The organism is Arthrobacter alkaliphilus (assembly GCF_021483235.1).
GTDB classification, from domain to species: Bacteria; Actinomycetota; Actinomycetes; order Actinomycetales; family Micrococcaceae; genus Arthrobacter; species Arthrobacter alkaliphilus.
In genome coordinates, this window is record NZ_JAKEEC010000006.1 from 1 (window position 1) to 24,894 (window position 24,894).

Here is a 24,894-nt window from a genome sequence, read left to right on the forward strand (position 1 = left end):
TCCCACCCTCCCAAACCAGCTTCGACGCCGCCTTCAGCCAGTAAGCCCACCCTGGCGGGAACGCCCCCGACAATACGGCAAGGCAAAGGCGGCACCAGAGACCAGAAAGGACTCCACACATGGATCCAAAAGACGCGCCGCTACGCATCGGCATTTTGGGGGCGTCCCGCATCAGCCCGACATCCATCGTTGAACCTTCCAAGCTGACAGGTGCGCGGCTGGTGGTCGTCGCAGCCCGCGACCGGGACCGGGCGCAGGACTTTGCCGACCGGTACGGCGTCGAACGGGTAGTCGGCTCCTATGAAGATCTTGTCAACGACCCGGAGATCGAAGCGGTCTACAATCCGCTGGCCAACTCACTGCACGGACGATGGAACCTTGCTGCCATTGCGGCGGGAAAACACGTCCTGTCGGAAAAGCCGTTCGCCGCAAACACAGCAGAAGCCAAGGAAGTGCGGGACGCAGGCAAACGCGCGGGCGTGCAGGTCGTCGACGGTTTCCACTACCTTTACCACCCCGTCACGAAGAGACTCCACGAACTCGTCGCGTCCGGGGAACTGGGCGAGCTGCAGCGTGTGGAAACCATGGTGACGATTCCACCGCCGCCACCCGAAGACCCCCGGTGGTCGCTGCCACTCGCGGGCGGCGCACTCATGGACTTGGGCTGCTACAGCCTCCATGCCGTCCGAGCCATGGCCCACCTGGCAGGAGGGAATCCCACGCTCATCGGTGCCCGGGGAGCCGAACGGACGGGCTTGCCGGGCGTGGACGAATGGGTTGACGCTGAACTGGTCTATCCCTCCGGAATCACCGCAACCGCGCGATGCAATATGAACGGGCACCGAATCGAAATGACCTACCGCGCCATCGGAAGCAAGGGGCAAGCCACCGTATCAAATTTCATCCTCCCCCACACCGATGACAGCCTCGAGGTGAAAACGACTGACGGTGAACGAATCGAGCACCTGGGCACAAGATCCTCCTACACCTACCAGTTGGAGGCTTTCGCTGCCCTGGTCAGACATGGAATCCCCATGCCCACAGACAGCGACGACGCCGTACAAACCGCGGAACTCATCGACCAATGCTACGCAGCCATCGGACTGGAACCCCGTGCCGGCACCCGATTCGAGGCCAACGCCCAAGAACGCTAAGGGAACCTGGATGTGCGGTTGCGGGGCAGTCCTTGGTCACATCTTGGCGGCGACCAGACCGTAGTCGGTGAACCGGACCGGCCCGCCCACAAGCACTGGCTGATAGACGGCTTCAAAGGCCGCGACGGCGTCCGACCGGCCGTGGGCCTCGTGTGCGTCCTCATTCTCGAAAATGAAAAGGTGGACGAACTTGGTGGGATCCTCGATCTCCTGCCATGCGGCATAAAGCCTGGTGCCCGGCTCATTCGCCTTCACGTAGGAGACGAACTCCTCAACTGCTGCCTTAACGCGTTCGACGGCATCGCCTTGAACCTGGTAGTGCGCGGTCTGGTAGATCGGCATGAGTGCTCCTCTTCACGACATCGGATCATTCAGCATTCAGTCGATCACGGGGTCCGGAGCTGGTCAACGCTCCGATTTATCGCTGCGTGCTTCCGGGCTCGTGATCGCCCAGCAATCCCAGTTCCCCCCTGCGGGGCAGCCCTTCCCAGTCGCCCACCGTGCTGACGGCGACAGCGCCAGTAATGACCCCGCGCCGGAGCCGCCCGGCGAGGTCGTCGCCGTCGAGCACTGCGGACAGGTAACCGGCGGTGAAGGCGTCACCGGCTCCCACGGTATCGACGCTGGTGACAGGCAAGGCTTGCGCCTCGAGGCACCCAGCGGCGGTGTAGGCACATGCGCCGTCTGCTCCCCGCTTGACCACGACTTCCCGTACGCCGCGGTCCAGCAGCCCGGCCGCAAGCCGGGCCTCCGCTCCTGAGCTGTGGTTTCCGTCGGCGAGGGCCGGCTCATCGGACGCGAGCAGGTCAAGCTCGTCCGCGGAAGCGATCACGACGTCAACGTATCCGGCGATCGCGCTGAGCGCGGTACGCGCCTGGTGCCGGGTCCAGAGCTTGCTACGGTAATTCACGTCCAAGGAGACCAGGATCCCTTCGCTTGCGGCGCGCCGGGCTGCATACTCCACGGCTTCGAGTGGCCCTGGCCCCAGTGCGGCGGTAACCCCGGTCAGATGCAGGATCCTGGCGCCCGCATCGAGTGCCGGCTGAAGGTCGTCCGATCGAAAAGTGGATCCCGCCGAACCTGCACGGTAGTAAAAAGCACGGCTGACGTCGGCTGTGCGCTGTTCGAGGAACATCACGCCGGTGCTGCGGGCCTGGTCGATCCGGTGCTGTACGCCGACACCTTCGGAGCGCAATTGCCGAAGAATGAACTCGCCGTGCGGATCCGCCCCCAGCACCCCGGCCCAGGTGACCGTGTGGCCGAGGCGCGCCATGCCCACGGCCACGTTGGATTCGGCCCCTGCGGCGTGCATGCTCAGGCTGCCGCCCGCAGAAAGGGGGCCGGGACTCCTGAGGGAGACCATGGTCTCCCCGAACGTCAGAAGGTCGACGGCGGCGCTCAAGGCTGCTCGACCTTGCCGTGGCGCGCGGCAAGGGCCACGAAGGCCCTGGCGCGTTCGCGCAAGGCGTTGAGGTCACCTCCGGACGCCGCGTCTCCGACGAGCGGACTTCCCGGGCCAACTGCGATGGCGCCGGCTTCCCAGAAAGCAGGAGCTTCCTTCAAGCCAACTCCGCCGACGGCGATGAACGGAGTCCGCGGAAACGGGTCCCGGAGTGCTTTGAGGTAGGAGGGGCCGCCGAGCGAGGCCGGGAAGAGCTTCACCGCGGTAGCGCCGCGGGTCATTGCCCCATGGGCTTCGCTGGGGGTCATCGCGCCGGCGAGGACTGGGATCCCGAGGCCGGCACCTGCCTCAATCGATTCGGCCAAGGCCGGGGTGACGATGAACTGGCCACCGGCCGCAGCGACATCGTGCACGTCCCGGGCGGTGAGGACGGTTCCCGCTCCCACGAAGCACGACTCCGGCGCGGAAGCACGGATGCGCGCGATAGCCGCGAGGGCGTCCGGCGTCGTGAGTGCGACCTCGACGTAGGAGAAGCCCTCCTCGATGAGCGCAAGGGCGGTGTCCACCGCTGCCTCTCCGGATGTTCCGCGCACGATCCCCACGAGCCGTGCGTTGCTCAGTCCCTGCAGGAACGAATCTGCAGCCATCTTGGTCACCATTCTGCGAAGGAGCCGTCGGAATGGCGCCACACCGGGCCGCGCCATGCGTGCCCCTGTTTGTCGGCGGCGCGGACAACGGCCTCGTCGATCTCGATCCCGAGGCCCGGCCCGGTCAACCGTTCAATGTGCCCGTCCACGAATTTGAGCGGTGTCTTGTCCACCACGTAGTCCAGGACCTCGGCGCCTTGGTTGTAGTGGATCCCGATGCTCTGCTCCTGGATCAGGAAGTTTGGCGTGGCAAACCCCACTTGCAGGCAGGCCGCCAGCGCCAGCGGGCCCAAAGGGCAATGCGGGGCGAGCTGGACCTCGTACACTTCGGCCAAAGAGGCGATTTTCCGGACTTCCGTGATGCCACCGGCGTGGGAGAGGTCCGGTTGGGCCACGGCGATCCCGGCCTGCAGCGCGGGCAGGAATTCCTGCCTGCTGTAGAGCCGCTCGCCTGTGGAGACCGGCGTCGTGGTGGAAGAGGTGAACTCGCGCAGAAGGTGCGTGTTTTCCGGGACCACCGGCTCCTCGAGGAAGAAGGGGCGGCAGGGTTCCAGGAGGGGTGCCACCCTGCGGGCGTTGGCGAGGCTGAAGCGGCCATGGAAGTCGACCGCGACGTCCCGGTGGTCGCCCAGCACTTCCCGGGCGGCCTCCACTCGCCGGACCACGCCGTCGATCTCTGCCACTGTTGCCACCGGGCCCATCCGGCCGCTGGCGTTCATCTTGACGGCAGTGAGTCCGACTTCGAGTTGCGCGCTGATCTGGTCGGCCACCTCGTTCGGCTCGTCCCCGCCGACCCAGCCGTACATCCTGATCCGGTCACGGACCGGGCCACCGAGCAGCTGGTGCACGGGAGCGTTGAAATGTTTGCCCGCGATGTCCCATAGGGCCTGGTCCAGGCCCGAAACCGCGCTCCCCAGGATCGGACCGCCACGGTAGAACGATCCCTTGGTCATGACCTGCCAGTGGTCCTCGATCCGAAGGGCGTCGTTTCCGATGAGCAACTCGGAGAGTTGCTCGACGGCGGTGCGGACGGTTTCGCTGCGGCCCTCGCAACTGGCCTCTCCCCAACCGACGATTCCGCTGTCGGTTTCGATCCGCACGAACAACCAGCGCGGCGGGACAAGGAACGTTTCGATCTTGCTGATACGCGTCATGCCGGGCCCCTAACCTTTGGTCGCGCCGGCAGTCATGCCGGACACGATGTATTTCTGGGTGAAGAGCGCGATGATCATGATCGGGATGGTGACCACGGTGGCGGCGGCCATGAGCCCGCCCCAATCGATGCTTGCGTAGGAGACGAAGTCAAAGATCGCCACAGGCAGGGTCTTGGTCTTGGAGCCGGAGAGAACCAAGGCGAACATGAAGTTGTTCCACGAGAAGATGAACGACAGGATTCCCGCTGTGGCCATCCCGGCGACCGACAGGGGCAGCGTGATGCGGCGGAAGGCCCCGATCGGCGTCAAACCGTCCACCTGCGCCGACTCTTCGAGTTCAAGGGGCAATGAGTCGAAGTAGCTCATCATGATGTACACGATCAGGGGCAATGCCACGAACATGTGGCTGAGGATCAGCGCTTCGAACCCGCCAACCATCTTCAAATTGGAGAAGACGTAATACCAGGGCACCAGAAGCGAAACTCCCGGGATGACGCGTGCCATCAGGACTACGAGGGCCGAGCGGTGCATGGTGAACCTGCTCATCGCATAAGCGGCAGGAACGCCCAGCACCAGCGACAGCGCCGTGGACACGAAGGCCACGCTAAAGCTGTTCGTAATGAAGACAAAGTAGTTGTTTCGCTGCAGCACGTTGGCATAGTTCTCCACCGTCGGCGAGAACAGGAAAGACTTGCCGGCGTCGTAGATGTCCACGTTGGTCTTGAAGGAGGCCAAAAGCATCCAGAACAGCGGAGCGATCAGGAAAAGGACGACGACGACCAGCGCGACCACACGAAACACCTTGTAGGCGCGTGCGCTGATGGGCTTACGACGACGGGCGGGCACCGCGGGCGCTCCGGTCGAGATGCGGGCTTTGTTCAGGACGGTCATTTGCTTGCCGCTTTCTTGCGCATGGTCAGAAGCCACATCGTGCCGATAATGATCATGAAAAACAGAATCAGAACCGCGGAGGACAGACCGTATTGGTTGTAGTCGAAGCTCAGCCCGTAGGCGTAGACGTTGAGGGTCTCCACCTCATGGAAGGAGCCGCCGCCCTTGCCTTTCGTGGCATAGAGGATGTCAAAGGTCTTCAGGGCGTCGATGCCGCGGAGCAGGACAGCAACGATCATGGTTGGCATCATCAGCGGCAGCGTGACATAGAAGAAGCGCTGGAAGGCGTTGGCACCGTCCATCCGTGCAGCTTCGTCGGGTTCGTCGGACAAGGAAGTCAAGCCGGCAAGAAGGATAAGGACCACCATGGGGGTCCACTGCCACACATCCATGAAGATTGTGGTACCAAGTGCGGTGTCCTGACCTGACAGCCACGGCTGCGGCGGGATGCCGACCAGACCTAAGAGCTGGTTGACCAACCCGATGTTCGGATCCAGGATCAGCCTCCACATCATGCCCACTGCCACAGGGGTGGCTACGAGCGGCAGGAGGATTGCCACCCGGACCCAGCGCTCACCGCGGAACGGCCGCCACAACAGCAAGGCGACGCCCAGGCCCAGCAGAATTTCGCACGCCAGCGCCACGCCCGTGAAGGAAAGTGTGCGTGTGACTGCCGGCCAGAAACGGTCCGTATCGGAGAGGACAGTGGCGTAGTTCTGCAGGCCCACAAACTCAGAAGCGGCCCGGACGGACCCATGCGAGTCCGTCAGGCTAAGGTAGACGGTCCAAGCCAAGGGGAAGACGATCAGCACACCGACAAAGATCATCGCGGGGGCCGCGAAGAGCCATTTCCGATGGCGGTTGGCCCAGCCCGAGAAGTTCTCACGGGCACCGGTGGTCCGGTCCGATCTTCTGGAGGACGCGCTGCGGGGAGCGGTTTGTACAGACATGGTTCACCTAAGGAGTTGAGGGCGAATTCGCGTGTCGGCCGCGGGGGGGGGGGNCTGGAGGACGCGCTGCGGGGAGCGGTTTGTACAGACATGGTTCACCTAAGGAGTTGAGGGCGAATTCGCGTGTCGGCCGCGGCGGGACGGCAACCAAGCCGTCCCGCCGCGGCGGTTGCGTTACTTCTTTTCGCTGTCCAGGAACTTCTGGAAATCGCTGCTGGCCTTGTCGGCTGCAGCTGAAGCGTCGGCTCCCGTGATCGTGGAAACGATCGGAGTGCCCACGATTTCGCGGGCCTTTCCTACCGTGATCACCTCGGGACGGTCGTGCCCAACCCCGGCCTTGGCGCTGCTCGCGATGGCCTCCGCCAGGTCCTTCGGGTACGTCGACGTGCCCGCCGGGTCAGCCCAGACCGAGGAGCGGGCTCCCGGCACGCCGGCCTTCTGTGCGGCCAGGGTGCGTTCCTTGCTCGTTGCCCACTGGATGAATTTCCATGCATTGTCCTGGTTGCTGGACGCCTTATTGACGGCCAAGCCCCACGAAGCGATGTTGTACGGCTTGGAACCTGCGGGGCCGGCGGGCAGGGCGGCGAAGCCCACGTTGTCGGCGACCTTCGACTTGGCCGGGTCTGTCGCGTTCTTGTAGAGCGAATCGGCCTCAGTGTAGAAGGCCGCTTTGCCTTGGGTGAAGACAGCCATGGCTTCCGGCCAGCTCATGTCGGTGCTGACGTTCTTGGGTCCGAAGTTCTTGATGAGACCACCGTAGAAGGCGTAGGCCTTCTTCGCGGCATCGCTTCCCACAGCGGATTTGCCGCTGCCGTCGACGAAATCCCCGCCGAAGCTGTACAGGAAGCTTGAGAACTGGGTGACGGCGGCCGACTTGTTCGTTCGCGCCACAAAGCCTGCCGTGTCAGGCGAGGTTGCGGCGATGGTCTTCGCTGCCGCCTGGAGCTCGTTCATGGTCTTGGGTACCGCGAGACCCGCAGCCTTCAGCAGGTCCTTGCGGTAATAGAGCACTTCGCGCTCGGTGATGATGGGTACACCCACCACTTTCCCGTCGACAGTGCTGGCCTTCACAGGACCGTCTTGGTAATCCTTCCAGTCCCAGCCGGCGTCCTGGGACACTTTGCTGGTCAGGTCGGCAAGATAGCCGTTCTTTGCGAATGCTTTGCCTTCCTGAAGAGGACGGTACATCATGACGTCGATCTCGTCGGTGCCCGCGTTGAGCTTGACGTTGTACTGGTCTGAGAGCTGGTCTTCACCGAGCTGGGTCAGTTCGACCTTGAGCCCTGTGGCCTTCTCGAATTCAGGAATCGAGGCCTTGATCCCCTCGGTCCAGACATGGTTGGCCAGCGTGACCCGAACGGTCCCTGACGCCTTCGTCTCGCCCCCGCCGCTGCCTCCACATGCGGTCAGACCGAGAGACAGGACTGCGGCCACTGCCGCATATTTCACAATTGAACGCCGCTTCATTACGACTCCCCGTTTAGTTTTCAGAGCCGGACAACCTCGTCCAGCCGACTGCAGATGCATCCATACATCTGCTCCGGATGAGAGCTTAGGGAAATAAAGCATACTTAAACAAGGGCTTGCCGTAATTCAGTATGATTTATTTATGAAGACCCCCCATAGCGACCCCACTCCGGACCTGCATACAGTGCTGGTCCAGAACCTGGGACTCGCCATCGCCGAGGGGACCCTCCAGGCGAATTCGGTCCTGCGCCTGGATAGCTTGGAGAAAGAACACAACGTCTCCCGATCCGTGGTCCGGGAAGCCACACGGGTGCTTTGCTCCATGGGCATGTTGGAATCACGGCGGCGCCTTGGCACCGTAGTGCAACCCGAAGAGACCTGGAACCTTTATGACCCGCAGGTCATCCGCTGGCGGCTTGCGTCTTCCAAGAGACTCGACCAGCTGCAAGCGCTCAATGAACTGCGCGGTGCAATCGAGCCGCAAGCCGCGCGGCTAGCCGCCCGGCGCGCCTCACTGGAAGCCGGCAGCGATCTGGTTTCCTTGGCCGCACGGTTGTGGGCCGCAGGCCACGGCGGCAACCAGGACGAGTTCCTGAGGCTGGACATCGAGTTTCACGCCGCAGTTCTGCGCGCCTCGGGAAATCCGATGTTTTCCCAGCTTCACAACCTCGTGAAGGAACTCCTGACCGGGCGCGCGGAGCATGGACTCATGCCCCACTTGCCCCATCACGAGGCCCTTCAACTTCACGTGGACGTGGCGAGCGCCATCCAGCGCGGCGAGGCGGAAAGCGCCCATGCCGCCATGAGCAGGATCGTCGAACAGTTCGTTGAGGAAATGGCCGAAATCTGGTCAAAGCACCACGCTCCCGGTGAGGACAGCTAGGACACCCATCCCAGGGGCACACTAGGACCTGTGGACTGACCACTAGGGACAGACTCAGCTCGGTGGACTGACCATTGTGGACGAACCACTGTGGACTGACCATTGACCAGCAGGCGCGGGTGCGCCTAATATTCAATCCACCTGCAGCGTTCCGTGCAGTGGAAATCTCCTTCCGTTGGTTCTCGAAGTGCAAGCCCTACGATCTGTTGTCTCAGACAAAGGAGTCTCTCGTGACAGCGTTCCACCAGTTAACCGATCCCTTGGGATCATTGGCCCTCGCAGCGGTGCTCGCGGCCCTTCCTCTCATTCTGTTGTTCATCCTCCTCGGCGTTTTCCGGACCAAGGCATGGAAGGCCGCCGTTGCGAGTCTGGCCCTGTCCGTGGTGCTGGCTGTTGCCGTGTGGCGGATGCCCGTCGGCCAAGCCTTGAGCGCCACCGCCGAGGGTGCTTTCTATGGCTTCTTCCCCATCCTGTGGATCCTGATCAACGCCCTCTGGGTCTACCGGCTCACCACGGAAACCCGCTGGTTCGGAGTGCTTGGTGCGACCATCCGGTCGGTCTCGGGCGACCTGCGGATCCTGGCGATCCTGATCGCGTTTTGCTTCGGCGCACTCCTGGAGGCCCTGGCCGGATTCGGCGCACCCGTGGCGATCACCTCTGCCATGCTGATGGCGGCAGGCATGAAGCCCCTCAAGTCCGCTTCGGTATCGCTTCTGGCCAACACCGCGCCCGTCGCCTTCGGCGCGATGGGATCGCCGGTCATCGCTCTGAGCGGTGTCACCGGCATTCCGCTCGGAACCGTCGCCGCCATGGCCGGACGGCAGACGCCGTTCCTCGCCCTCATCGTCCCGCTCCTGCTGGTGTTCATCGTTGACGGCAGGCGCGGCGTTCGCCAAACGTGGCCTGCGGCAGTTGTGGGCGGCACAGTCTTCGCCATCGTCCAATTTGCCACGTCGAACTTCTTCACTGTGGAGCTCACCGACGTCCTGGCGGGCATTGTCGCCATCGCAGCCGTCCTGCTGCTGCTCCGGGTGTGGAAGCCCGCCGCCGCTGAGGTTGCCGACAATGCCGTGGCAGTCGGGGAACCCGCGTCCATCGTGCTGGGCACAGAAGGCGCAGCTGGCAACTCGGGTGCCGGAAGGACGTCGGTCAGGGGCGGGACAGCGCCTGGAATCGGACAGTCCGTACGCCCCGGACAGGGCTCTGCAGCCGAATCCGAGGTTCCTGCCCGCCCGTCACCACGGGAGATCTGGATGGCCATAGCACCATATCTGGTGGTCATCGCCGTCTTCTCCATTTCCCAGATTCCCGCCATCAAGTCCTGGCTGACGGCTGCCGGCGGATTCTCGTTCAACTGGCCCGGGCTCGACGTTGTCGGGACGAACGGCAAGCCGGCCGCATCGCAAATCATGCGGTTCGACCACCTCAAGGCCACCGGCACGCTGCTGCTCATTTCCGGGCTCATTACGCTGGCGCTGTACCGGATCCGCTTCGCGGACGGGATCAAAATCTACGTCAAGACGCTGGGGATGCTGAGGTGGACGATCCTGACCGTGTGTTCTGTACTGGCGCTCTCGTTCGTCATGAACCTTTCGGGCGAGACCGGAACCCTCGGCGTGGCCCTGGCTTCGGCCGGGGGCATCTTCGCCCTCCTCTCCCCGGTCCTGGGCTGGATCGGCGTTGCGCTCACCGGCTCGGACACTTCGGCGAACTCCCTCTTCGGCCAGCTGCAAGTGACCGCAGCCACGCACGCGGGCCTTTCGCCGGTGCTGATGGCCGCGACGAATTCCTCGGCCGGCGTCCTGGGCAAGATGCTCTCGCTGCAGAACCTGGCTGTGGCCGCGGCTGCCGTCGGTATCGACGGGCTGGAAAGCACGCTGTTCCGACGGCTCATCGGCTGGAGCATCGGCCTGCTCGCCCTCCTCACTGTGCTCGTCCTGCTCCAGACCAACGTCCTTTCGTGGATGGTTCCGTGAGAAACGAAATAAGGACCAGTCCCCTGCGCAACAACCCGAAGGACCCCACAATGACAGTGAACACAGCCTCCACCGCCGCAACCGATGCAACTCCGGACTCCTCGCCGGCCGCGGCAGTCCTGGCAGCCCACCCGCAGGCGACCACCGACGCCGAGGCGCGGCGCGCTGCGGCCACCGACCGCTCAGGCTACATCCCCGCCACGCTTCCCGACGGCGTCGTCCTCGCCAGGAGCGTCGACGACGTCGTCGAAGCGCTGCGCCTCGCCCACGCCCACGGTGCGCCCGTGGTCCCGCGTGGAGCAGGCACAGGCCTCGCCGCCGGCGCCAGCGCCCACGCGGGAGAGGTTGTGATCGATGTCTCCGGAATGAACCGCATTCTGGCCATCGATCCCGTGGAGATGACGGCCATCGTCGAACCCGGAGTGCTCAACGCCGAGGTCAACGCCGCGGCAGCCAGGCACGGGCTCTTCTACGCCCCCGATCCCGCCAGCACCGCAATCTGCTCGATCGGCGGGAACATTGCCACGAATGCGGGCGGCATGTGGTGCGCAAAGTACGGCGTCACCCGCGAATCAATACTCGGACTGACTGTGGTCCTCGCGGACGGGCGCATCCTCCGCACCGGCAGGGCAACCATCAAGGGCGTCACCGGCTACGACCTCAACGCCCTCTTCATCGGCTCCGAGGGAACCCTCGGCATTGTGGTCGAGGCCACTCTTCGCCTCCGGCCAAAACCAGTTCGGACGGAGACCCTCGCAGCATACTTTGCCGACATCGAGGCAGCCGGCCGGGCCGCTTCCGCAATCACGGCCGCGCGCATCCAGCCCTCAATCCTGGAACTCATGGACGGCCCCACCCTCGAGGCTGTCGACCAGGCAGAGGGAACCAGGCATCGCGAGCTCGGCGGGGCCTTCCTCCTCGCCCAGACGGACGGCTATGGCGCCCACCTCGAACTTGACGAAATAGCGCAGGCCATTCTTCCGTACGCCACGTCGATCCACCGTGCCGCCGACGCCGGGGAGGCCGAGGCCCTGGTCAAGGCCCGGCGCGACGCGATCCCTTCCTTGGAGAAGCTCGGCCGCGTCTCGATCGGCGACATCGCGGTGCCCCGGAACCGGCTCGCGGAGGCGTTCGCCGGGCTCGAGGACATCGCGGCCAAGACCGGTGTACGGATCTTTAGCGTGGCGCACGCGGCCGACGGCAACCTGCATCCCATGCTCGTCGTCGATCCCCACGAGCCGATCACCGAAGGTCCTGCGAAGGCTGCCCTCGGAGACATGTTCCACCTCGCGCGGCGCCTTGGCGGCACCCTCACCGGGGAACACGGCGTAGGGCTGCTCAAACGGGACTGGGTGGGCGAGGAACTCGGCGAGACCTCCCGCTCGCTCCAGCAGGCAATCAAGGACGTCATCGATCCGAGAGGCATCCTCAACCCGGGCAAGGCCATCTGAAGCGACGGGCCACACAGAATTTCCATCAGCAGCACAACCCCTTTATAAGGAGCAAGAAAGCATGTCATCTCATGTGGAGATCAGTGGACTCACTGTCGATGAAGGGCTTTATGCCTTCGTCAGGGATGAGGCACTCCCCGGCACCGGGATCGAACAGGAGGCTTTTTGGACCGGCGCGGCGGCCCTCGTCGAGGAGTTTTCCCCCCAGGTGCGGGAACTGCTGGAGGTCCGCGACAGGCTGCAGGAGCAGATCGACGCGTTCCACCGTTCCGCACCGGGTCCGGTCGATCCCGGGACATACGAGGCGTTCCTGCGTTCTATTGGCTACCTGGTCGATGAGCCGGAGAACTTTACGATCAGTACGGACGGCGTCGATCCTGAAATAGCCGCCGTGTCGGGGCCCCAGCTGGTGGTCCCGCTGCTGAACGCCCGTTTCGCGGCAAACGCGGCCAACGCCCGGTGGGGTTCGCTGTACGACGCGCTGTACGGCACCGATGTCATCGACGAGGCGGAGGGGCGGGAGCGCACCGGCGCCTACAACCCCGTCCGCGGGGCAGCTGTGGTTGCCCGGGGGCGGCAATTCCTCGACGAACACACGCCCCTGACCGGCGGCTCGCACGCTGATGTCACCGCCTACCGCATTGCCGACGGCGCACTCGTCGCCGAGACGCCGGGCGGGGAACTCCAGCTCGCCGAACCATCCCAGCTCGCGGGCTACCGCGGAACAGCGCAGGAACCGGAAGCCGTGTTGCTCGTGCACCACGGGCTGCACATTGAGATCCAAATCGACCGGAGCCACCCCATCGGCTCCGGCGACGCCGCGGGCGTGAAGGACATCATCCTGGAGTCGGCGGTCACAACCATCATGGACCTTGAGGACTCAGTGGCTGCGGTGGATGCCGAGGACAAGGTCGAAGGCTACCGGAACTGGCTCCAGCTCATGCAGGGCACGCTGACCGCGGATATCGAGAAAGACGGCAAGACCTACACACGCCGACTCAACCCGGACCGCGTCTACACGACCCCCGGCGGCTCCGAGCTGACCCTGCCCGGCCGTTCGATGCTGCTCATCCGCCAGGTCGGTCACCTCATGACCAGCGACGCCATCCTCGACGCGTTCGGCAATCCCGTGCCCGAGGAGATCCTCGATGCCCTCTTCACCGGCCTCGGTTCCGTGCATGACCTGCGCGGCCCGCATGCCGGCGGGAACTCGCGGACGGGATCGGTATACATCGTCAAGCCCAAGATGCACGGCCCTCGCGAGGTCGCAGTGGCCTGCGCCCTGCTCGCGGGCGCCGAATCGGTGCTCGGGCTCGACCCGCTGACCCTCAAAATCGGAATCATGGACGAGGAGCGCCGCACCTCCGCGAACCTCAAAGCGTGCATCTGGGAGGCCCGGGAGCGGGTCGTCTTCATCAACACCGGGTTCCTGGACCGTACCGGCGACGAGATCCACACATCGATGCTCGCGGGCCCCATGGTGCGCAAGGCGGACATGCGCTCCACCAGCTGGATCAAAGCCTACGAGGACGCCAACGTCGACACCGGGCTCGAGTGCGGGTTCCGCGGCCGTGCCCAGATCGGCAAGGGCATGTGGGCCGCGCCGGACAACCTGGCAGACATGCTTGACCAGAAGATCGCGCACCCGCTCGCCGGCGCCAACTGCGCCTGGGTCCCCTCCCCCACCGCGGCCACCTTGCACGCCATCCACTACCACCAGGTCGATGTGGACGCCCAGCAGGAAAAGCTCGGCCGGGAACGCCGCTCCACCCTCCGGCAACTGCTCACCATCCCGATCGGCGACCCCTCCGCATGGGACGCCGAAGCCCGGCGGAACGAGCTGGACAACAACATCCAGAGCACCCTCGGCTACGTCGTACGCTGGGTCAACGCCGGCGTCGGCTGCTCCAAGGTACCCGACATCCACGGCACCGCGCTGATGGAGGACCGGGCCACCTGTCGCATCAGCTCCCAGCACATCTCCAACTGGCTCTTGCACGGGGTCATCACGGCGGATGAGGTGGAGGAGTCGTTGCGCCGCATGGCCGCCGTCGTCGACGAGCAGAACGCCAACGACCCGGACTACCTGCCCATGTCTCCGGCATTCGACACCGAGGCCTTCCTGGCCGCCCGGGAGCTCGTGCTCGAGGGCGTCCGCCAGCCCTCGGGGTACACCGAGCCGATCCTCCACCGGCGCCGCCTGGCGCAGAAGCACACCGACCTTGCAAGGAGCGCATCATGAGCCTGGACCTCGCCACAGCCCAATCCATCGTTGCCGAGGCCCTCTCGGTGGGACAACAGGACGGCTTCAAGCCGCTGACCGTCGTCGTGCTCGATTCCGGCGGCCACCTGATCGCTGCCGCACGGCAGGACGGCGCCTCGAACAACCGCTTCGAAATCGCCCACGGCAAGGCATACGGGGCCCTCGCGCTCGGCATGGGCTCCCGGGCCCTCATGGAGCGGGCCGAGCAACAGGCCTACTTTATCTCCGCCGCAACCGCCGCCCTCGGCGGCCGCCTCATCCCGGTCCCCGGCGGGGTCCTGGTCCGCGGCAACGACGGCGGCCTTCTGGGCGCCGTTGGCATCAGCGGCGACAGCTCCGACAACGACGAGACTGCCGCGTCAAAGGCCATTCAAACGGCAGGCCTCACAGCCCAGGTAGCCTGACCCGAACAGGCGCAGCAAAAAGTTCCGGCCCCTGAGACTGAGTCTCAGGGGCCGGATCGTTTTGTGCCGGGGCGGTCCGGCCGTCGTGGTGTCAGACGGCTCGGCCGTAGAACCAGTCGATGTGCTCACGGACGAGACGGGCTGCCAGGGCTCCGTCGCGCGCCTCGACAGCCTCGAAGATGCGATGGTGGTGCGCACGGAGGACCTGGGCAACCTCCTCCCAGGATCCTTGCCGGGCCGCGGCGTCGCTGATGTAGTCGCGGATCGCCTCACGCATCGACTCCATCATGGTGCTCACCACGACGTTGCCGGCCAACGCGCTCAGGGCAACGTGGAATTGGGAATCGAGAAGAGTGAAGATCTCCGAGGGCAGGCCCTCGTCGTCCATCGCCTCGAGCAGCCGGCGTGCGTCATCGATTTGTTCAAGTGTCCAGGGCGCGGCGGCGGCGTGCTCCAACGCCCACGTCTCAGTCATGATCCGGGCCTCGACAACGTCCTTGAGAGGGAGCTGATGGCTCGCCACGTGCATGCGCAATGCTCCACCCAAGGCCGAAGACGGGTTGGAGACTACGATCGTTCCCGAGTTGGGCCCGGAGCCCGTCGCGGAGCGCACGACGCCCATGACCTCGAGCGACCGGATGGCATGCCGCACCGAGGCGCGCGAGATGCCGAACTGCTCTGCAAGGGCACGCTCGCCGGGGAGCCTGTCGCCAAGCTTGATAGCCCCGGAGCGGAGACTTTCCTCTACATGGCGCAACACGGCATCGTACGCGCGGGTGGCGGTTGATTCAGACATAGACCAATCATGCCGCAGCCGGACCCGAACACCGCCCTACCTGGCGATGAGGACGTCGAGTCGGCGTGGTCCGTGCACACCCTCGACCCGTTCGAGTTCGATGTCGCTGGTGGCGCTCGGTCCGCTGATCATGGTGAGCGGCCGGGTTCCGTCGATGCGGCGCAGCGCCTCGGGAAGTATGCCGGCAATATCGGCGACGTTGACGACGCAGATGTGGTGGTCCGGGACGAGGCTGATGGCCCGGCGGCCTTGGTCGGGGCTGGCATCCAGGATGATGGTCCCCGTTTCGGCGACGGCGACGGCGCTACCGGTCACGACGGCGTCGATGCTGTCCAACTCTGCCAATGACAGCGGGGCGGAGATGGAATCGACGTGGCGGCGCCCGCCGTCGAGACCGGCGAGCCACCCGGCGTCGAACCCTGCGGGCACAACATAGCTGCGCGCGTCGGCGAGCAGTTCCGCGATCCGCTCGGGCACCTCCGCCGCTTCCACCACGGAGACCTGGGCCTTGTAATCGACAAGGCGGTCCACCAGCATCTCGATGAGGGCCTCCTCGCCCAAGCCGGATGCCGCCCGGTAATCCCTCGGGATGGGAGGGGCTACGGGCGCGTCCCGCAGTGCGGAGCGGATCCGGCCGAGGATGTCTTCGCGTGCGCTCATGCCTGGTCTTCCTTTTGCTGTGTCGGCGCTGGGGCCTCTTTGACGTCCGGGCTTCGGTGTTCCTTTGCCCACCAACTACGGAAGGACTGCGCAGGGGGCGCAGGAATGTCCCTGCTTTGGGTCCATCCGGCGGCGATGCCGGGCAGCTTGGTGATTTTTTTGTCCGGTCCGGCAGCCAGCCTGCCGATCGGGAGGCCTTTTTCGATCAATCCGAGCCGTTTGCCGGAAGACAACGCCCAGGACGCCGCCTTCATGCCGGCATCCATCTGGCTGGGCACCTTCTTCATGCCTCGCTTACTGTCCACGTCGACGCTGCGCAGGTGCACCAGGATGTCCGGGATGTTGATTTTCACCGGGCAGGCATCGAAGCAGGCACCACACAGTGAGGAGGCGTAAGGCAGCGAACTGTTCTCCTCCGACTGGATACCGGTCAGCAACGGGGAGAGAATGGCGCCGATCGGCCCGGGGTAGGTGGAGCCGTAGGCGTGGCCGCCGGTCCGCTCGTAGACCGGGCAGACGTTCATGCAGGCGCTGCAACGGATGCAGTGCAGCGCCGACCTGCCCATTTCGTCAGCAAGCGCGGCGCTGCGTCCGTTGTCGAGCAACACCAGGTGCACGTTTTGCGGCCCGTCGCCCTCGGTGACACCGGTCCACAGCGAAGTGTAGGGGTTCATCCGTTCCCCGGTGGAGGAGCGCGGGAGCAGCTGCATGAACACCTCGAGGTCCTGCCAGGTCGGCAAAAGCTTCTCCACGCCCATCACGGTGATCAGGGTGTCCGGCAGTGTCAGGCACATCCTGCCATTGCCTTCGGATTCGACGACGGCCAGCGTACCGGAGTCGGCCAGCGCGAAGTTGGCGCCTGATACGGCCACCTTGGCGTTGAGGAACTTTCGGCGCAGATGTGCGCGGGCCGCCATCGCCAGCATCGCCGGGTCGTCGGTGAGCGCGGGGTCCGCGCCCGGCATTTCGCGAAGGAAAATATCACGGATTTCGGTGCGGTTTTTGTGGATCGCGGGGACCAGGATGTGGCTGGGCTTATCGTGGTCCAACTGCACGATCAGCTCGGCCAAATCTGTTTCGAACGCTGAGATTCCCTGCTCTTCGAGGTACTCGTTGAGCCCGATTTCCTGGGTCGCCATGGACTTTACTTTGACCACTTCGGTCTCGCCGGTCTCCCGGATCAGGCGGGTCACGATGTCGTTTGCCTCATCAGCATCGCGCGCCCAGTGGATCACTCCCCCGCGCGCAGTGAACTTCTCCTCGAACTGTTCAAGAAGTTCCGGAAGCCTGGCCATCACGGATTCCTTGATGGCGGAGCCGGCATCGCGAAGTTGTTCCCAGTCGGGCAGTTCGGAGACCACCTTGAGCCTCTTGTCGCGGATGGTGTGGGTGGCGTGGCCGAGGTTGGCACGAAGTTGGCCGTTGCCGAGCTCGTGCCGGGCCGCCTTGGCGAAGGATTCGGTAGCGTGCAGGTTGCCTGAGCCGAAGACCGGCAGGGAGGGCATGCCCAGGAAGGTGCTCATCGTGTTGCCTTTCCGGTGGTGACGCGCACATCGCCGACGACGGACGCGGGCGAGTCCACGGTGCTGGCAAGGATTTCAGCCAGGTGAAGGGTGGTGACCGCGCTGCCTTGCCGTGAGAGGCCGCCGCCGATGTGCATCAGGCAGGACGCGTCGCCGCCCGTACACAGCGCAGCGCCCGTGGCGGCGATGCTCGCGGTCTTATCGGCGAGCATCGCCGAAGATACGTCGGCGTTCTTCATCGAGAACGTGCCGCCGAAGCCGCAGCACTGGTCGGCCTCCGGGAGTTCAGCCAGGTCGATTCCCGTCACGCTGCGCAGCAGCCGTGACTGGCGGTCGCCGAGGCGCAGGAGGCGCATCCCGTGACAGCTGGGGTGGTAGGTGACCCGGTGCGGAAAATAGGAGCCCAGCTGCGCGCCGGCGTCGGTGACGCCAAGTACGTCGACCAGCAGCTCGGACAGCTCATAGGTCCGGGAGCCGACGGCGGCGGCCCGGGCTTCCAGAGCCGTGTCACCGCAGGAACGCGCGACCATCGGGTGCTGATGCTTGACCGAGGCGACACATGACCCGGACGGCGCGACGGCGACGTCATAGTCGTCGCTGCTGAAGGCCTCCACATGATTGGCGACGACTGGAAGGGCTTCCTTGAGATAGCCGCTGTTGACGTGCATCTGACCACAGCAGGCCTGGGCCGGGGGGAACACAACCTCGTGCCCCAGCCGCTCGAGGATGCTGACGGTGGCCTGCGCCGTGCGCGGATACATCGCGTCAACGATGCAGGTGGCGAACAATGCGATTCTCATGGGAGCCTTTCGGGCGTTCGAGCTGTGTGGTCTGACCATAGTAGCGCAGGTCAAAGCGCCTGTCTCCGGCTTGTCGTTTAGTGAGCCTGTTCACAGGTGCCGTGAGATGTGCGCTACACTCTTATGGTCCGACCACAGTGGTCCGACCACAATCTGTCTCTCAGCGTAGAGGAACTCCATGGAGCACTTCACCCCCAGCACCAATCCGGTGCTCAACAGTGTGGCCTGGTCTGCCATAACAGGCCTGCTGCCCCTGCTGACCTTTTTCGTCCTGCTCGCCGTCGTGAAGACGAAGGCCCACGTGGCCGGGGCCTTCGCGCTGCTCGCGGCCCTGGTCGTCGGGATCACCGCTTTCCACATGCCGCCCGTACTGGCAATCCTTTCGGCAACCCAGGGCGGCGTGTTCGGCGCCTTCCCAGTGCTCTGGATCGTCATCATGGCCGTCTGGCTCTATCAGGTAACCGTCCTGAGCGGCCGGTTCGAAGACCTGCGCCGCGTTTTTGACAAGATCGGCGGCGGCGATACCCGCCTTCAGGCCGTGCTGGTTGCGTTCTGCTTCGGCGGCCTCCTTGAGGCCCTCGCCGGGTTCGGTGCCCCCGTCGCAATTACCGCCACGATGCTGCTCGCCCTGGGACTTCCGCCGCTGCGTGCCGCAGCCGCAGTGCTGGTGGCCAACACCGCGCCTGTCGCATTCGGTGCGATGGCCATTCCGATCACCACCGCCGCGGGGCTGACCGGGCTTCACGCCACCGACATCGCCTCCATCATCGGCCGGCAGGCGCCGCTGCTTGCAACCTTCGTGCCTCTGGTCCTGCTCTACATCATCGACGGCCGCCGGGGCATCAAGGACTGCTGGCCAGCCGCGCTCGTGGTCGGCGGGTCCTTTGCCGTTGCGCAGTTCCTGTGCTCCAACTACTTCTCCTACGAGCTCACGGACATCTTGGCCTCGCTCGTTGGCCTCGGGGCGGCGGTCGTGTTCTTCCGCGTGTGGAAGCCGAAGGGCAGCGAGGCTGCCCGCGAGCGGCTCGGCGCGCGCGCCAAGGCAACCGCCGGGGGAACCGAAGTCCGCTCCCACGGTCCGGTAAACTCTGGCACGGGCGGTGTCGCGACAGCCGAAAGGACCGTCGAGGACAGCCTCACGCCGTCACGCACCTGGCTGGCCCTGTTCCCGTACTTCCTTGTGATCGTGGTGTTCGGCATCGCCAAACTGTGGAACATCGGCGTCGACCTCCCCGCGTTCCTGGCCTCCACCGATATCAAGATCCCGTGGCCCATCCTGCATGACGCCCTGGTCAGCGCCGACGGCAAACCCATTTCGTCCACCACGTACGTCTTCCAGTGGCTGTCGAGCCCCGGCACGCTGCTGCTCATCACCGGGCTCATCGTCGCGTTCGTATACTCCAAGTTCGACGACGGCGGCCGCTTCCGCCTCAGCGTCGCCGATGCGCTGACGGAGATCGGGAGGACGATCTTCAAAATGCGCTGGGCCGGGCTGACCATCATCACAGTGCTTGCGCTCGCTTACGTCATGAACAACTCCGGCCAGACCGTCTCGATCGGCACCTGGTTGGCTGGCACCGGAAGCTTCTTCGCCTTCCTCTCCCCTGTTCTCGGCTGGCTGGGCACGGCCGTCACTGGTTCGGACACGTCTGCCAACGCCCTGTTCGCCAAACTGCAACAGACCGCGGGCATGAAGGCCGGCATCAATCCAAACCTCTTGGTTGCCGCCAATACCTCCGGCGGCGTGGTTGGCAAGCTGATTAGCCCGCAGAACCTCGCCATCGCGGCGAGCGCCGTCGACTTGGACGGCAAGGAATCAGTGATTCTGCGCAAGGTTGTCGGCTGGAGCGTCGCTCTGTTGCTGGTGCTCTGCACTATTGTTTTCCTCCAGTCCACCCCCTTCCTGGGCTGGATGCTGCCCTAGCATCCTGTCCTAAGCAACGTTGGAGTGCGGGGCGCGATGCGTCCCGCACTCCCCCACGAACCACGGAGCACCAATGACAGCCGCGGCCGCCACATCTTCCCTGATCAACCGACTAAACCTGGACACAGTCAGCACAAGGGACCTTGACCGCAGGGCCAAGGCCCACGATGCCTCCCACTACTTGCTGATCCCGCACGGCGTCGCCACCCCGCGCAACGCCGAGGACGTCGGACAGCTGCTGCGGCGCAGCCGTGAGCTCAATATCCCCGCCACTTTCCGTTCCGGCGGGACAAGCCTCTCGGGACAGGCGCTCAGCGACAGCTTGTTGATCGACACCCGCCAGCACTTCCGCGGCATCGAGGTCCTCGACGGCGGCGCACGCGTACGCGTGCAGCCCGGTGCCACCATTCGCAGCGTCAATGCCCGGCTTGCCCCCTTCGGACGCAAACTCGGTCCGGACCCCGCGAGCGAGATCGCGTGCACCGTGGGCGGCGTGATCGCCAACAACTCCTCCGGGATGGCCTGCGGCACGGAGTTCAATACCTACCGCACCCTGGAATCGATGGTGCTGATCCTGCCATCAGGCACTGTTATTGATACCGCCCGCGCCGATGCCGACGCCCGCCTGCGGGAGCTGGAACCAGAACTCCATGAAGGCTTGCTGCGGCTGCGCCGCCGGGTGGCCGGGAACGCGGAATCGGTACGGACTATCACCTCACTCTTCTCAATGAAGAACACCATGGGTTACGGGCTGAACTCCTTCCTGGATTACGAGCGTGCCGTCGACATCCTCATGCACCTGATGATCGGCAGCGAAGGCACCCTCGGCTTCGTAGCCCAAGCTGTCTTCCGGACCGTCGAAGTCAAGCCCGCTGTAGCCACCGGACTGCTCGTGTTCAACACACTCGCCTCGGCAACCACAGCGCTGCCCGAACTGGTTGCCTCCGGCCTGGCGACCATTGAACTGATGGATGCTGCCGCGCTGAAGGTCGCACAGCTCGCCCCCGACGCCCCGGCGTCCATCCGCTCCCTCCCAGTCACGGGGCATACCGCCCTGCTCGTGGAGCACCAGGGCGCCGACACAACGGAGCTGTCCTTTAAACGGCAGGCCTCCCAGCCGCTGTTCGAGTCGCTCGACCTGGCCTCGCCATTTGCCATGACCTCAGACCCGAAAACCCGTGCCGCGCTCTGGCATGTGCGCAAGGGCTTGTACACCACCGTGGCGGGCGCGCGTCCATCCGGGACCAACGCCCTCCTCGAAGACATCGTGGTCCCGGTGCCCGCACTTGCCCACACCTGCAGCGAACTGACCCGGCTCTTCGCCGAGCACCGCTACGAAGAGTCGGTCATCTTTGGGCATGCCAAGGACGGCAACGTCCATTTCATGCTCAACGAACGCTTCGACGATCCTGCCCAGCTGCTCCGGTACCAGGCGTTTACGGACGACATGGTGGACCTGGTGCTCGGTGCTGGCGGCTCGCTGAAAGCCGAGCACGGCACCGGTCGGATCATGGCCCCGTTTGTGCGCCGCCAGTACGGGGACGAGCTCTATTCAGTCATGCGTGAGATCAAGCAGCTGATCGATCCGGCCCATCTTCTCAATCCCGGCGTGCTGCTCGCGGAGGAACCCCTCTCCTATATGGAGAACCTCAAGGTGGCCCCGACGGTGGAAGAAGAAGTGGATCGCTGCGTCGAATGTGGCTACTGCGAACCGGTGTGCCCCAGTAAGGACATCACCCTGACCCCCCGCCAGCGCATTGTGCTGCGCCGCGAGATCGCCGCCGCTGAAGAGCGCGGCGACCGGACGCTGGTCGAGCAACTACGCAAGGACTACGACTATGACGGCGTACAGACCTGCGCGGCCGACGGAATGTGCGTCACAGCCTGTCCGGTGCTGATCAACACCGGCGACCTCGTACGCCGATTGAGGAAGGAGAACGCCAACCCGGCGGCAGAGGCGGTCTGGAAGACCGCCGCCGGGCACTGGGACTCGGTCGCACAGGGCGGCGCCGTCGCGCTGAGCATAGCTAAAGCCGTGCCTACTCCCCTGGTCAAAGCCGCGACAACCGTGGGCAGGGCGGTGCTGGGAACCGAGACCGTCCCGGCCTACGACGGCGTGCTGCCGGCCGGCGGTTCGAGGCGCAAGCCCCGGCGGGACAAGGACAGCGCCGCTGTCTTCTTTCCAGCCTGCATAGGAACAATGTTCGGCCCCGCCGGCCCAGGCAAGGGCTCAATCCAGGCCTTCCTCGACCTGTGCGAGCGGACAGGAGTGGGTCTGACCATTCCGGAGGACATCGGCAGCCTGTGCTGCGGCACTCCCTGGAAGTCAAAAGGATTCTCCAAGGGCTATGCGGACATGTCCGCCAAAGTGCTCGAAAGCCTCTATGAGGCCAGTGGCGGCGGGACGCTGCCCATTGTGTGCGACGCCGCGTCCTGCACCGAAGGCCTGGAGACCATGAAGCGGCTCGCCCGTGAGGACGAAAGGTATGCCCGGCTCGTATTCGTGGATTCAGTGGAGTTTGTGCACGCCGCTGTTCTGCCCGGACTGAAGGTCGAGAGGAAAATGACGTCAATTGCGTTGCACCCGACCTGCTCGTCCACACAGCTCGGCACGAACAGCGCATTGAATGACCTCGCCGCGTCCGTTGCCGACGAAGTCTTTGTGCCCGCGAGCTGGGGTTGCTGCGCCTTCGCCGGCGACCGCGGCCTGCTCCACCCGGAACTGACCGCATCGGCCACGGACAAACAGGCCAAGGAGATCAACGAGCGCGAGTTCGACGCCTATGCCTCAACCAACCGGACCTGCGAGCTCGGCATGTCCAAGGCCACCGGCAAAACCTACCGGCACATACTGGAACTCCTCGAGGAGGCAACCCGCCCCTGAATAAGCCAGGCATGAACCGCGGTGAGCCGTTTGAGGGCCGGGTTGAGACCCTGGCGGAGGCGATACACTTTGCGTGTGCAGATTCGGCTGGCTGAGCCGCTCATCGCGCTGTCGGGCATTGGCGATTTGGGCCGAGAGCGCAAGACGGGCGCTGCGGCTCGTAGCTGTTTCATCGCCTGCCGGCTTGCCCGCGCCATGGGTTTGCCGGACCCGGATGTTCAGGACGTGTTCTATACGGCACTCCTGCAGCACGTCGGGTGCGTGGGTTACGCACAGGAAACCGCCGCCATCTTTTCAGGTCGCGACATAGAAATGAATCGGGTCGGTTCGCTGACTGATTTCGCTGATCCGGCTGACTTCTTCAACACGTTCATACCTGAGCTCACTGCGGGCACCGACATTCTCACGAAGATACGATTGATCGCCGCCGCATTGACCCAGGCACCGAAGCTGGGGCCTACAATCCACCGCGCGTCGTGCGAGATCGCATCGGTCACGGCCCAGCGGATCGGGCTTGGACCAGGGGTTGTTGTCGCACTGCGGAACGTCGAGGAGTGGTACGACGGCAAAGGCGGCTATCAGGGCGTCTCCGGGACTGATATCCCCGTCGTGGCCCGGATTGTTCTCACGGCGATGACCGCGATGACCTTTCACGAACTCGGAGGTGCCGACGCTGCGCAGAGGGTGGTTACACAGCGGGCGGGCAAGCAGCTTGATCCCGCGACGGCCGTGGCCTTCGCGGTTCATGGTCGGGAGATCCTCAACGCCCTGGACGCCGCGGATGTCGAGTCCGAGCTGGTTGCAGAGGAACCTGAGCCCTTCGTACATGTTGACGATGACCGGCTGGACGAGATCGCGCTGGCGTTTGGCCAGATCGTCGACCTCAAGACGCCGGCAGCATACGGCACCTCACGTTCTGCTTTTGACCTGGCGGATCGTGCTGCGACCGTGATGGGCTTTGACCGAAGGGAGGTAGGCCGCATCCGGCGTGCAGCCGCTCTGCGCGACATCGGGAAGGCTGCGGTGTCGAACCGGGTCTTGGCGAAGCCTGCCGCCTTGAACCGGAGCGAGGAGGACGAGTACGAGCTGCACGCTCTCCATACCCAGCGCGTGCTTGCCCGCGCAACCGATCTTTCCGCCGAAGCCGAATTGGCCTCGGTTCACCACGAACGAGAGGACGGATCGGGCTACTTCAGGGGCCTTCGCGGGGAGAGCATAGCCCAGGGTGGCAAACTGATCGCGGCGGTCGATGCGTATCTCGAGGGGACGCACCCTCGTGTCGGCGAACCCCTGCCGCCGCAGGCTGCATGTCAGCAACTCCAGCAACTCGCCGGCCGGGGCGCATTGGATTCCGAAGCGACCCGGGCAGTCGTGGTTGCGGTGACCGGCGCCGAGGTACCGGTGCGGCGTGACTGGCCTGCAGCTCTCACGGAGCGTCAGGTGGAAGTCCTTCGGCACATCGCGAGAGGGCTCAGCAACAAGCAGATCGCCGCGGCCCTGGTGGTGTCACCCCGCACTGCTGAACACCATGTGCAGGATATCTACCAGAAAATCGGAGTCTCCAGCCGCGCAGCTGCCACGCTTTTCGCGATGCAGCATCGCCTCTTGTGACGCACCGCGCAACAAGACTGGTAGTTCTACCGATGCGGACCCATCGGCTCGCCG

20 protein-coding genes are annotated in these 24,894 nt (G+C 64.6%); 9 read left to right on the forward strand and 11 right to left on the reverse strand.

What is annotated here, in order from left to right:
* Window positions 1–119 precede the first annotated feature (119 nt).
* Window positions 120–1,154, forward strand: a complete 1,035-nt coding sequence (locus L0B83_RS06280; protein ID WP_234757553.1) for a Gfo/Idh/MocA family protein — start codon at window positions 120–122, stop codon at window positions 1,152–1,154.
* A gap of 36 nt (window positions 1,155–1,190) precedes the next feature.
* On the opposite strand, the gene L0B83_RS06285 is transcribed toward L0B83_RS06280, so the two are convergent.
* From L0B83_RS06285 to L0B83_RS06315, 7 genes are all read right to left on the reverse strand, one after another.
* Complete coding sequence (locus tag L0B83_RS06285; protein ID WP_234757554.1) at window positions 1,191–1,496, reverse strand: putative quinol monooxygenase; 306 nt, start codon at window positions 1,494–1,496, stop codon at window positions 1,191–1,193.
* A 76-nt stretch (window positions 1,497–1,572) separates the two neighbouring features.
* Window positions 1,573–2,556, reverse strand: a complete 984-nt coding sequence (locus L0B83_RS06290; RefSeq protein WP_234757555.1) for a sugar kinase — start codon at window positions 2,554–2,556, stop codon at window positions 1,573–1,575.
* Complete coding sequence (locus L0B83_RS06295) at window positions 2,553–3,203, reverse strand: bifunctional 4-hydroxy-2-oxoglutarate aldolase/2-dehydro-3-deoxy-phosphogluconate aldolase (protein WP_234757556.1); 651 nt, start codon at window positions 3,201–3,203, stop codon at window positions 2,553–2,555. Before L0B83_RS06295 ends, L0B83_RS06290 begins: the two co-directional genes overlap by 4 nt.
* Before the next feature lie 5 nt (window positions 3,204–3,208).
* A complete protein-coding gene (gene dgoD, locus L0B83_RS06300) occupies window positions 3,209–4,357 on the reverse strand; it encodes a galactonate dehydratase (protein ID WP_234757557.1) in 1,149 nt (382 codons plus the stop codon).
* A gap of 9 nt (window positions 4,358–4,366) precedes the next feature.
* Complete coding sequence (locus L0B83_RS06305; RefSeq protein WP_234757558.1) at window positions 4,367–5,248, reverse strand: carbohydrate ABC transporter permease; 882 nt, start codon at window positions 5,246–5,248, stop codon at window positions 4,367–4,369.
* The gene (locus L0B83_RS06310; RefSeq protein ID WP_234757559.1) at window positions 5,245–6,198 is read right to left on the reverse strand and encodes a carbohydrate ABC transporter permease; all 954 of its coding nucleotides are present in this window, start codon (window positions 6,196–6,198) and stop codon (window positions 5,245–5,247) included. The genes L0B83_RS06305 and L0B83_RS06310 overlap by 4 nt, the downstream gene beginning before the upstream one ends.
* Window positions 6,199–6,372: 174 nt before the next feature.
* On the reverse strand, window positions 6,373–7,665 hold the full coding sequence (locus L0B83_RS06315; protein ID WP_234757560.1) for an ABC transporter substrate-binding protein: 1,293 nt from the start codon (window positions 7,663–7,665) through the stop codon (window positions 6,373–6,375).
* 142 nt (window positions 7,666–7,807) lie between these two features.
* Here L0B83_RS06315 and L0B83_RS06320 point away from each other — a divergent pair, with 142 nt between their 5' ends.
* From L0B83_RS06320 to L0B83_RS06340, 5 genes are all read left to right on the forward strand, one after another.
* On the forward strand, window positions 7,808–8,548 hold the full coding sequence (locus L0B83_RS06320; RefSeq protein ID WP_234757561.1) for a FadR/GntR family transcriptional regulator: 741 nt from the start codon (window positions 7,808–7,810) through the stop codon (window positions 8,546–8,548).
* A gap of 230 nt (window positions 8,549–8,778) precedes the next feature.
* Window positions 8,779–10,524, forward strand: coding sequence for an L-lactate permease (locus tag L0B83_RS06325; RefSeq protein ID WP_234757562.1), 1,746 nt, complete (start codon window positions 8,779–8,781; stop codon window positions 10,522–10,524).
* 50 nt (window positions 10,525–10,574) lie between these two features.
* Window positions 10,575–11,975, forward strand: a complete 1,401-nt coding sequence (locus L0B83_RS06330; protein ID WP_234757563.1) for an FAD-binding oxidoreductase — start codon at window positions 10,575–10,577, stop codon at window positions 11,973–11,975.
* A 61-nt stretch (window positions 11,976–12,036) separates the two neighbouring features.
* The gene (locus L0B83_RS06335; RefSeq protein WP_234757564.1) at window positions 12,037–14,217 is read left to right on the forward strand and encodes a malate synthase G; all 2,181 of its coding nucleotides are present in this window, start codon (window positions 12,037–12,039) and stop codon (window positions 14,215–14,217) included.
* Window positions 14,214–14,642, forward strand: a complete 429-nt coding sequence (locus tag L0B83_RS06340; protein ID WP_234757565.1) for a GlcG/HbpS family heme-binding protein — start codon at window positions 14,214–14,216, stop codon at window positions 14,640–14,642. The genes L0B83_RS06335 and L0B83_RS06340 overlap by 4 nt, the downstream gene beginning before the upstream one ends.
* 91 nt (window positions 14,643–14,733) lie before the next feature.
* Here L0B83_RS06340 and L0B83_RS06345 read toward each other — a convergent pair whose 3' ends face one another.
* The 4 genes from L0B83_RS06345 to L0B83_RS06360 are packed head-to-tail and all read right to left on the reverse strand — an operon-like array spanning window position 14,734 to window position 18,421.
* A complete protein-coding gene (locus L0B83_RS06345; protein WP_234757566.1) occupies window positions 14,734–15,438 on the reverse strand; it encodes a FadR/GntR family transcriptional regulator in 705 nt (234 codons plus the stop codon).
* A gap of 36 nt (window positions 15,439–15,474) precedes the next feature.
* Complete coding sequence (locus L0B83_RS06350; RefSeq protein ID WP_234757567.1) at window positions 15,475–16,098, reverse strand: LutC/YkgG family protein; 624 nt, start codon at window positions 16,096–16,098, stop codon at window positions 15,475–15,477.
* A complete protein-coding gene (locus tag L0B83_RS06355) occupies window positions 16,095–17,621 on the reverse strand; it encodes a LutB/LldF family L-lactate oxidation iron-sulfur protein (RefSeq protein ID WP_234757568.1) in 1,527 nt (508 codons plus the stop codon). Before L0B83_RS06355 ends, L0B83_RS06350 begins: the two co-directional genes overlap by 4 nt.
* Window positions 17,618–18,421 (reverse strand): (Fe-S)-binding protein, encoded by an 804-nt coding sequence (locus L0B83_RS06360; RefSeq protein ID WP_234757569.1) that lies wholly within the window; start codon window positions 18,419–18,421, stop codon window positions 17,618–17,620. Before L0B83_RS06360 ends, L0B83_RS06355 begins: the two co-directional genes overlap by 4 nt.
* Window positions 18,422–18,599: 178 nt before the next feature.
* Here L0B83_RS06360 and L0B83_RS06365 point away from each other — a divergent pair, with 178 nt between their 5' ends.
* From L0B83_RS06365 to L0B83_RS19855, 3 genes are all read left to right on the forward strand, one after another.
* A complete protein-coding gene (locus L0B83_RS06365; protein ID WP_234757570.1) occupies window positions 18,600–20,345 on the forward strand; it encodes an L-lactate permease in 1,746 nt (581 codons plus the stop codon).
* Window positions 20,346–20,418: 73 nt separating this feature from the next.
* Window positions 20,419–23,229 carry an FAD-binding and (Fe-S)-binding domain-containing protein gene (locus L0B83_RS06370; protein WP_234757571.1) on the forward strand — a complete coding sequence of 937 codons (2,811 nt, stop codon included), beginning with the start codon at window positions 20,419–20,421 and terminating at the stop codon, window positions 23,227–23,229.
* 75 nt (window positions 23,230–23,304) lie between these two features.
* The gene (locus L0B83_RS19855) at window positions 23,305–24,840 is read left to right on the forward strand and encodes an HD domain-containing phosphohydrolase (protein WP_234757572.1); all 1,536 of its coding nucleotides are present in this window, start codon (window positions 23,305–23,307) and stop codon (window positions 24,838–24,840) included.
* Window positions 24,841–24,894: the final 54 nt, after the last annotated feature.